We start from the raw sequence: 8864 nt of genomic DNA on the forward strand, positions 1-8864 counted from the left end.
CTATACTGAAAAAGTTATCTTAGCATGTTGTTTGAAAATGGGGTCCACTATACTAATCCCAAAACATGAATTGCAGAACTATCTGTTACCCCATCTTGTAGTGCTCTTAAAATTGTAAAAGTTAAAGTTATCGCATACATCCCAATTATGAGGACAATTTTTTTATTTAATGACATTTTGATTTTATAAATAAATAAACCAAGCAGTCCTATTGTTAGCATTAAGTATGCTGCTTTACTGAATGTTATAAATATTAAGATAGAAACGATAGTGAGCAAAATTGTCTTTAAATATAAATTTCTAATGCTAAAAAAGAAAAAAAAGAAAATAGCTGATAAAGCATAGCCAGCTACAATTGGGTCAGCAAATAGCCCAGGAATTCTACTTGTTTTTATGTCAAAAATAGTAGTTCTAAAGTTACCAGCAGTTCCTTCGCCCCTTAAAACTCTACCTACTTCCATGTAAAATGATTGTAGATCAATAAATGAAACTATGTCTAGTAATATAAAAAAAATATTTGTTAAGATTAAAGCGATCAAAATAAAATTGACTGGTAATATTTTGAATTTATTAACATCAGTTTTAAAATTATTTTTTGAAAGTGTAAAGATATAAACATGAAGAGAAAAAAGTAATGGAATATATACATTAGCTAAGTACTGTATAGCAGTAGTCTTATCTGAGCTTTTTGAAAATGAAAAAATCACGATAGCAAAAAGTATATATAATAAATAATCTATTTTTAAAAACTTTCGTGTGTATTTTAAGAAAAAAATAAAAACTATCACAAGTCCTAAAACTCTAGCTAAGACACCGAGTTTTAAATCTTCCCAATCATATAGATTTTGCCCAATTCCTACGTATGTCCAATTAAACAAAACTAACACTAAAGTAAACAGCAAAAGACCAATATCAAAGGATAATGATTTATTTATATAAAATACATATACTAATACAAGCATCAATAAAGAACTAAGCCATACTGATGGTAATAAAAATGAAATGGGAATTAGAGTAAAAAATAGTAATACGATATTTTTAGAATGAAGACTTAATCTCTCCATCACTTCTCTTTCTCAAAAAAGTCTATCATCAACTCTAATTTATTCTTATACTCATCATCTTTAGCCAACTCTTTTATAGCTTCTAGTATGTTTTCATAGGTAGTTTCAAACGGTCTATTTCCTGCGAAGCCTTTTACCCATCTAGTAAAGTCAAAACAAGTTTGCAAATACTCTTTACTCTCTATCATCCATTCTTTATGTTGAGCTACTGTTATGCTACTGAGTAGCTCTTCATCTCTTGGGTGCCAGCCACTTTGCTCTTTTGGTTTTTGCATTAGGCGTATGGCTGTGTTTATGTCACTGAGGTTTATTTGTGTTTGGCTTGCTCTTTTATTTTCATAGTACTCTTTGAGTTGGGCATTTTGACTTAGTAGGTTGATATCTTCTTCTACTACAAAGCTTGGGATGTTTGTGTTATTTAGATCCAAAGTATCTATGTAGTATTTCATAGCCTCTATGTAAAAGTCTTTATATTTTTTTTCATTCTCTTTATCTACTCTGCACATAAGCTCTATGTACCACTTGAAGCTAATGGCACTTACTATCTTGACTATCTCTTTTTTATGCTCTTCAAAAAGTGTATAAAACTCCTCTGCAAAGCTTTTGTCACTATATGCTAACTCATACAAAAATCTATCATACTTCTCTTTTACTTCGTCATATACTTTTAACGTTTCATTGTTTTTGTTTAGTTGGTCGTTTAGTTTTTGAAGTTCGTATATGAAGCTCTCTTTTTCTACATAGTGTTTTTTGATAGCGGTGTCGATGTGAGGTTTGAGGCTTGATATATTTGCAAAAGCAAAGCTTTCGCTCTCAAACTTTTTGATCTCAAAAATAGCTTTAAATATCATTTGCACTATTGAGTGCGATATTCTCTCATTTGTCTCTTTACTTAGTAGTTCTTCAAAGAGTTTGAGCTTTGAGATAAACTGTTTCATCAGTCGTATGTTTGCTTTTTTATTGGCATCGTTTACATATGACAGCAACTCTTCTACAAGCTCCCAGCTAACAAACTCTAAAGACTCATCTTTTACCAGTGCTAGATTGTCTTTTGGATGTGGCTCATAGTAGAGTCTGTAGTCTATGATTTTCTCGCTAAACTTATCAAAGATTCCTTGATTATTTGTTTTGGTGGTGATATGTAGCTCTTTTGGGTTGCCATCTTCATCGGTAGCTATAGTTTTACTATGGTTTGCCTCATCGTGTTCTTTGAGTGAGTCGTTGTTGTTTATGAGGACTATCTTACATTTGTGTTGCTCTTTGAGTTCAGAGATGAAACCTAGCACTTCTGTGATACTTAAGTTTGGCGATATTCGCTCAAAGTCATCAAAGCAAAGCACCACACCCTCAAAGGTTTCTTTTGTAAAAGCATTTGCCACCATGGAAACATCTACTCCCCATTTGGTTTCGATGATTTTACCTATGATGGGGTTTTTGTCTATGAAGTTTGCTACTTTGTTGGCATCATATACTTTAAGCACTATTTGCTTTTTGATCTCATCAAGTTTATGCTTGCCAAAAAGTGAGATATATACATGAGCATTTTCATTCCATGAATGCTCTGCAAAGTCATTCCAAAAAAATGTCTTACCAATCCCCCAACTCCCTTGTAGACTCACTACTACGCCATCTTTTTCAGTATTCTCTTTTAGTATTTGTGTGAGTTGCTGTTTTAGTATTGGGATTTGTTTGGATGTGTATTTTTGGTTTTGAAACTCAGACATCATAACCCACTCTTCTAAGGTACTCTTCCGCATCACTTTTAAAATAGCTTCTTACCGTACTAAAAAACCGAGGGTAATTTCCATAGCTATCTTTTGAGAGTTGAGATTCCACGATTGTTACAATAGCTAATGATATATCTTGACTTGCTTCATACTCTTGTATCACTTGTTCTCTTAGTTTTTCAATGAGGCTTTTTCTCCACTCTTTTAGTTTTGGTGAGTTTAGATTTAGCTTTTTTTCATCTAGTGAATTTATAGCTTTTTGTTTTAGTTCAGGTGGACAATTTTCTTCTATTACTCTCATCTCTCCGCTTTTTGCCATCACTTCAAATATAGCTGGAAACGCAGGTATCTCAAGAGGGTTGAGTATCTCGTCATCCCAAACAAAGTCGCTCTTTAACACATCGCTGTGTCTGTGGCGTTTGTCTGTTATAAATCTTGTCTCATTAAGCACATACCTATCACTACCGCCGAGACAACATCCAAAAAGATTATTCCAGTCAAGATCCCAATTTTTATCTTCACTGCTATCACTTTTAGGGTGGAAGTGTTCTACCCTAAAATCATCTCTTATCTCATCACTACCAAAATCCATCTCACAGTAACAACAAAGCCCACCTTGGTCAGCTTTTAGTTGAGCCATAACTTCTTTATGCCTATCTTGACAACTGTTTTTGAAGTCATTTTCCCAGTTGGCATGTGGATTTTGCTCTGCATACTCTTTTAGCTTTTGTGGCACAGCTGACTTTTTGACTCTTTTCACTTACTGCCTTTTTGGTACTCTTTGAGGCGTATGTCCATGTCTGCTTTGAGTAGCTCTTTTTCTTTACCTGCTCCCCATTTGTCCAGCTCGGCTCTAAGTTCTTTTGCTTCTGGGCTATCGTAGTTGTTTTCATCTATCATCTCTAAGTAGTCATTTAGCTTTTGTACTATCTCAAGGTTTTGCGGTCGTTCATCTACTCCGAGTATTTTGCTGAGCATCTCATGGCTTTTGGTTCCATAGGAAAAATCAAAAATTTCTTTTTTAGGTTCACCATCTTCTAGCACTATGGCTTGTATATGTTTTGCTTCTACCGTTGTGAGCACTTGTGGGCTATGGGTTGTAACTATAAACTGAGCATTTGGAAATGTTCTTTGTAAGTCTATAAGAATATGTTGTTGCCATCTAGGGTGTAAGTGCAAGTCCACTTCATCTATCATCACTATAGCTTTACTCTGGAGTGGATTTTGCATGTGCGGATTGGCTTCTGCCATTCTTGCGGCTATGTCCATCACCATCGCAAGTACAGTTTTGTACCCGTCACTAAGCTGGTCAACTCTGTAAGCTACTTTTTGTCCATCTATGGTTTTGTCTATCATAAATCTAAGTGGTCTCGTCTCTATGCGAGGATTTGAAAACTCACTCAGCATAGAAGTGATGGCGTTTCGTACTGCTTGAAGCTCTGGCAGTACAAAGTCAAAATCTCTTTTTTCTTTTATGGCTCTTCTTTCCATATCTTCCATGGCGTCAAACCACTGAAAAAGCCTGTGAAAATCGGAGTCGGCATTGAGTGAACCACTGAGTGCTTCAAACCTCGAAAAAGACTTTTTAAAGTTTGTCTTTCTCATGGGTGAGCGAAGAACTGCTCTACTTGTCCCATAGTACATGATGAGAGGTAATTCAAACTCATTGATAGACTCATTGTGTCTATCTATAAGAGTATCTATGTAGTTATCTAGTTCTTTGAGTTGTTTGCCTTGTGGTATTTGAGACTTTGTTTGGTTTGATTTATCTCTAGCTTGTGTTCTGTCCCATGAGATGCTTTCATAGGTATCTATCTCTATTCTCATATAAGGAGCTTTTTTGTTAGGCTCAGTTGTCAAAAATCTTAAGTCTTTCTCTTCAAAACTTTTACCTGTTACTTTTGGCATACGAGTAACCATCGCACCAAACCCTATAGCTATAGCATCGAGTATAGTAGTCTTGCCTATGCCATTTTCAGCAACTATGACATTGAGCTTTTCATCAAACTCTATACTAAAGCGTTCATAACTTCTAAAATTGGTAAGCTTAAGATTTTTTATTTTCATAACTGACTTCTCGTATTATATTTTTTAAGGTTTATTTTATCTGATTTGTTATTGATAGTTACTTAGATAGGATTCCAAAAATCTTTCCGCCAACTCTGCCATACACTTTCAAAACCAACTCAGGCACAAAGTCAACAATTTTTGTTCGTACCATTGTTTCGTAGAGCCATTTGTTAAATTTTATCCACTTAATGAGTCGTTTATAGCTTTGTGGGACTTTCTCGGAGTGTGCATCCAAATCTCCAAACGCCACTCTTCTCTCGTTTACATAGGAAGTTTTAAATTTTATATAATTCGTATTTTGAGAAGCGATGATATTGTCAACACTCTCTTTTTCGATGTAGATTTTTTTAGCAGTTGCCATTTCTTCTATAATCTTTTTACCAGTTTCACTATTTGCTGCAAAAAGACTGCTTCCTGTTTTGTCAGCATAGTATTTTCTAAGCCATGCATCTCCTACGGAAATGTCGGCTACAACGCCGATGGGGTCGCTACATGTAAAACAATAATCAGGTGTGAAAGCAAAACCTCCCCAGTTTAAGCTAAATTTAATATTTGTGGAAGGAAGGCTTCGCCCTCCTTCCACACTTGTAACGCCTGCCCAACCCTTGCCTCTGTAGTTTATCTTTTGGTTTGGTTTGGCTTGAAGCAGTCTTCTTTCAAAGTCTGAAAACTCTTCTGTTTTAGTCTGTTTGCAAAAAAGGGCAATAGTAATAAACTCTACATTTTTTCGTAAATGCTTGTTTGCTGTTTGCAAAGTTTTTAAGCCTTCGATATGGCAAGGAAGACCTATGACTAAAAGTTTTTTATGATTTCCTTGTTCTATTTTTTCAGCCAAACCATTTAAAAGTGAAACTTGTCTATAGATGGAGCCTCTTGTTTTTCTGACCTCTTGGCTGTCTGTAAAGATTTCCGTAATTATCTCATTTGCGTCATTTTGATAACTGCTCACCACCCCATCAACTTGATTTGTCTCTCGCAAATAAGCGGCTATTTCTGTGCTTATTCCAGCTGTTGCTGCTTCAAAGCGATGGTCATTGTCAAGTGAATAACCAAAATAACACTCTCCTAGTTTTTCTCTATAGCTCTCAAATGTTACATCATTGTTAAAAATTTTATCTTCTGTCGGACATGCTTTGTAACATGCCATGCATGATGTGCATATATCACTGTCTATGCGCGGAACTGCCAGTCCTGCTTCATTTTTGATGAGTTGTATGGGGTTTATACCGTTGTCATCAGGAAATGCACACGCTTCTGTACATGCAGAACATCCCGTACAAACAGAATCATAAATTTTTAAATCTTTATCTATCACTTTACTATCTCTTTAAGTTTTGATACAAAAATTTCATGCTCTTTTTTTAGTTTTGCGTTTGCAGCTTTTAAATTTTCTACTATTTGCCCTCTTGTGTTTACTAACTCTTGAGACAGGTCATATATGGTATTTAAATTTTCATACTCGACACAAAAATACTCCATGTTTATATTTTTCATATAGCCCATAATTTTGTGTTGAGTATTTATTGCTATAGTCGGCGTAAACGCAGTTGTAGCCAAAATAGCAACATGCATACGAGTAGAGATAAAAAACTCTAACTTGGCAAGCAATGATGTGTACTCATCTGGAAAATAGGGACGATTTTCCAAAATAGCCACTTCAAATTTGTCTGCTAATCTTTCTTTGAGTTTTAAACACAAAGCATAATCAGCACTAATCTCACGAAGTTTGTAATTTGATGGCATGATAAGTATTTTATATGCATTACTATCTAGTTTTTCTATTTGTGAACCAACTTCTTGAACTAAATCAACTTTTTGTCCCATCTCGCTATGAGGTGGATTTGATATTGTGATACCTATTATTTTTTTTGTTTTATCATTAAAATAGCTATGTATCTCTGCGTTTCCTACCTCTTGTTGAATTGCAACATCTGGTACAAACATTACTTTATCTTTGTCAAATCCAAGCGATAAAAGAGTTTCGTATGAAGGCTTATCTCTTCCGACAAAAAGATGAGCATTTTTTAAAGCGTAGTAAACAAGTTTTCTAGTCCACCATTTTTTTAGAGGTCCTACACTTTGTGGAAACAAAATAAACTTTTTACCTTTTTTGATAGCCAACCAATAGGTAAAAATCCAAAATGCCAATGCTTGATAAAAAGTATCGCCTATAATTTCTCCGCCACAACTTATACAAATATCATTTTTCTCTATCGCTTCTATGGCTCTTTTTTGCTCATTTGTAAATGTAAGCTTTTTTGAATTTATCTTAAATGTATTTTCGTTCAATACATGCAGACTCATAAATAAGGTATTTTTTAAAGCCCAAACAATTTTTCCAAGTTTTCCAAGTCCAAACCAAAATTTTCCAAACATTGGATCATAAAGATTTTTTTCATCAAACTTGAGACTATTTGTTTCTTTATCCATAGTGATAATGTCAAATTCACATTTTCCAAAAGCTTCTTGTGAGAGCTTTATAGTGTTTTCAAGTAGGGCACCATTTCCCACATGGATGGTACTTAGTGTGTCCATCAATAATATTTTTTTACTCATTTATAACCTTTTGAAAATTTAATTTTGTTTTGATGTTTTGTATATTGAAAATCATTGACACAGCAATAACTGCTAGAAAAATAGATTTTTCTAGCAATGAAAAGTGGTAGTTTAAAAACAAAAATAGCATCAATACTCCAAATAATATAATGGCAATTTCTTGTTTTGTTAAAATATTGGTAAAGATAACTTTAAAACTACTGATTTTATACAAAACCACAAGTAAAATTTCTGTGAGTACCGTCGCAATAATCGCACCATAAACGCCATATATTGGAATTAAAATATAGTTTAAAACTATGTTTGTAACGACACATGCCAAAGATGTATAAAGCTTGATATAATTCAGATTTGATGATGAAAGGATGGCGGTATATGTGTACATAGAAAATCTAAAAATGATGATAATCGATAAAAGAATTAACATTTTAGAAGACTCAACAAACTCATCACCAAAAGCCAAACTAATAATCTCTGGTGCGAAAAGCATAGTGATGATTGCAAAATATATTGAGAAGAAAAGATTTGTATCTTGGATTTTTAAGACAAGTTTTTTTAATGTTTCCTGCTCGCCATTTTGTACATATTTTGCTACAAGAGGGTAATAAAGCTTAAAAAGTACATCTGCGAAAATAATAACGGTCATATATATTTTTACAGCAGCCGAATAAAGACCAATGTCTCCAAATGAGATATTCATCTGCTTTAGCATAATGATGTCTATCTGAACAAAAACAACCACTAAAAGCGCATGGAGTACATAACTCCAAGCGTTAGTTAAATAGTATTTTGCAAAATTCAAATCAAATAGTCTTTTAGTTTTTAAAATATATCTAAATTTATAAAACTTTTTAGAGAGTATTAAAACATATATAAATTTAGAAAGTAAAAAAGCAAAATACATCACAAGAATATCTTGAATGCTTAAAATATTTGCAAAGACAATAACGATAAAAATAGATTTTTCTATGATGGTAAATTTAGATTCTAAAATATAATGTCCGTTTTTGTAAAGAGAAGAACGAAAAATCGAGATAATACTATCGAGATAATAAGAGCCTAAAAGTAAGAGTAGATAAATATTATTAGTGATAATAAATGTAGTTGCGAAAATAATTAAAAAAATAGCACTCTTAATTAAAAATATAGTGTTAAAGTTTTTTAATCTCTCAATTTTACTAAATTCTCTTATCTGATAAAACTCTCCGCCTAAATCAAAAAGTACAAACAATAGTGTTGCGATGGTAAAATAATAGGAAAACTCTCCAAAAACTTCTTTGCCAAATGTTTGAGCTAAAAGCATAAAAAAGAGAAACGTTATTCCTTTTTCAAACATTTTTGCAAAGAGTAAAGTTATGGTATTTTTCATTTATTTATCGCTTCCCAACAATAAACCCATCCAAAGAAATGAGAGTGATTTTATGGCTTGTTTTTTACTCAATTTAGT

7 protein-coding genes are annotated in these 8864 nt (G+C 33.3%); all 7 read right to left on the reverse strand.

The features are described 5' to 3' along the window. Nucleotides 1–47: 47 nt before the first annotated feature. Genes IBX42_RS09975 through IBX42_RS10005 form a run of 7 tightly spaced genes read right to left on the reverse strand, consistent with a single transcriptional unit; the run spans nucleotide 48 to nucleotide 8786 of the window. Nucleotides 48–1064: a hypothetical protein gene (locus tag IBX42_RS09975; RefSeq protein WP_294932497.1), complete on the reverse strand. Its 1017-nt coding sequence runs from the start codon at nucleotides 1062–1064 to the stop codon at nucleotides 48–50. Next, complete coding sequence (locus tag IBX42_RS09980) at nucleotides 1064–2791, reverse strand: P-loop NTPase fold protein (protein ID WP_294932499.1); 1728 nt, start codon at nucleotides 2789–2791, stop codon at nucleotides 1064–1066. Before IBX42_RS09980 ends, IBX42_RS09975 begins: the two co-directional genes overlap by 1 nt. Then, the gene (locus IBX42_RS09985; RefSeq protein WP_294932501.1) at nucleotides 2781–3551 is read right to left on the reverse strand and encodes a retron system putative HNH endonuclease; all 771 of its coding nucleotides are present in this window, start codon (nucleotides 3549–3551) and stop codon (nucleotides 2781–2783) included. Before IBX42_RS09985 ends, IBX42_RS09980 begins: the two co-directional genes overlap by 11 nt. After that, entirely contained in the window at nucleotides 3548–4858 is a 1311-nt protein-coding gene (locus IBX42_RS09990; RefSeq protein ID WP_294932503.1) for an AAA family ATPase, read from the reverse strand. The genes IBX42_RS09985 and IBX42_RS09990 overlap by 4 nt, the downstream gene beginning before the upstream one ends. Before the next feature lie 58 nt (nucleotides 4859–4916). Next, entirely contained in the window at nucleotides 4917–6176 is a 1260-nt protein-coding gene (locus IBX42_RS09995) for a Coenzyme F420 hydrogenase/dehydrogenase, beta subunit C-terminal domain (RefSeq protein ID WP_294932505.1), read from the reverse strand. Then, nucleotides 6173–7417 (reverse strand): polysaccharide pyruvyl transferase family protein, encoded by a 1245-nt coding sequence (locus IBX42_RS10000; RefSeq protein WP_294932507.1) that lies wholly within the window; start codon nucleotides 7415–7417, stop codon nucleotides 6173–6175. Before IBX42_RS10000 ends, IBX42_RS09995 begins: the two co-directional genes overlap by 4 nt. Next, nucleotides 7410–8786, reverse strand: coding sequence for a polysaccharide biosynthesis C-terminal domain-containing protein (locus IBX42_RS10005; RefSeq protein WP_294932509.1), 1377 nt, complete (start codon nucleotides 8784–8786; stop codon nucleotides 7410–7412). Before IBX42_RS10005 ends, IBX42_RS10000 begins: the two co-directional genes overlap by 8 nt. Nucleotides 8787–8864 lie beyond the last annotated feature (78 nt).

This window comes from Sulfurimonas sp. (assembly GCF_014859695.1).
Classification (GTDB): Bacteria; Campylobacterota; Campylobacteria; order Campylobacterales; family Sulfurimonadaceae; genus Sulfurimonas.

Excerpts from the sequence above, each read along its gene's own strand:
- IBX42_RS09975 (WP_294932497.1), bottom strand. The coding sequence starts at position 1,064 with ATGGAGAGATTAAGTCTTCATTCTAAAAATATCGTATTACTATTTTTT.
- IBX42_RS09980 (WP_294932499.1), bottom strand. The coding sequence starts at position 2,791 with ATGATGTCTGAGTTTCAAAACCAAAAATACACATCCAAACAAATCCCA.
- IBX42_RS09990 (WP_294932503.1), bottom strand. The coding sequence starts at position 4,858 with ATGAAAATAAAAAATCTTAAGCTTACCAATTTTAGAAGTTATGAACGC.
- IBX42_RS10000 (WP_294932507.1), bottom strand. The coding sequence starts at position 7,417 with ATGAGTAAAAAAATATTATTGATGGACACACTAAGTACCATCCATGTG.
- IBX42_RS10005 (WP_294932509.1), bottom strand. The coding sequence starts at position 8,786 with ATGAAAAATACCATAACTTTACTCTTTGCAAAAATGTTTGAAAAAGGA.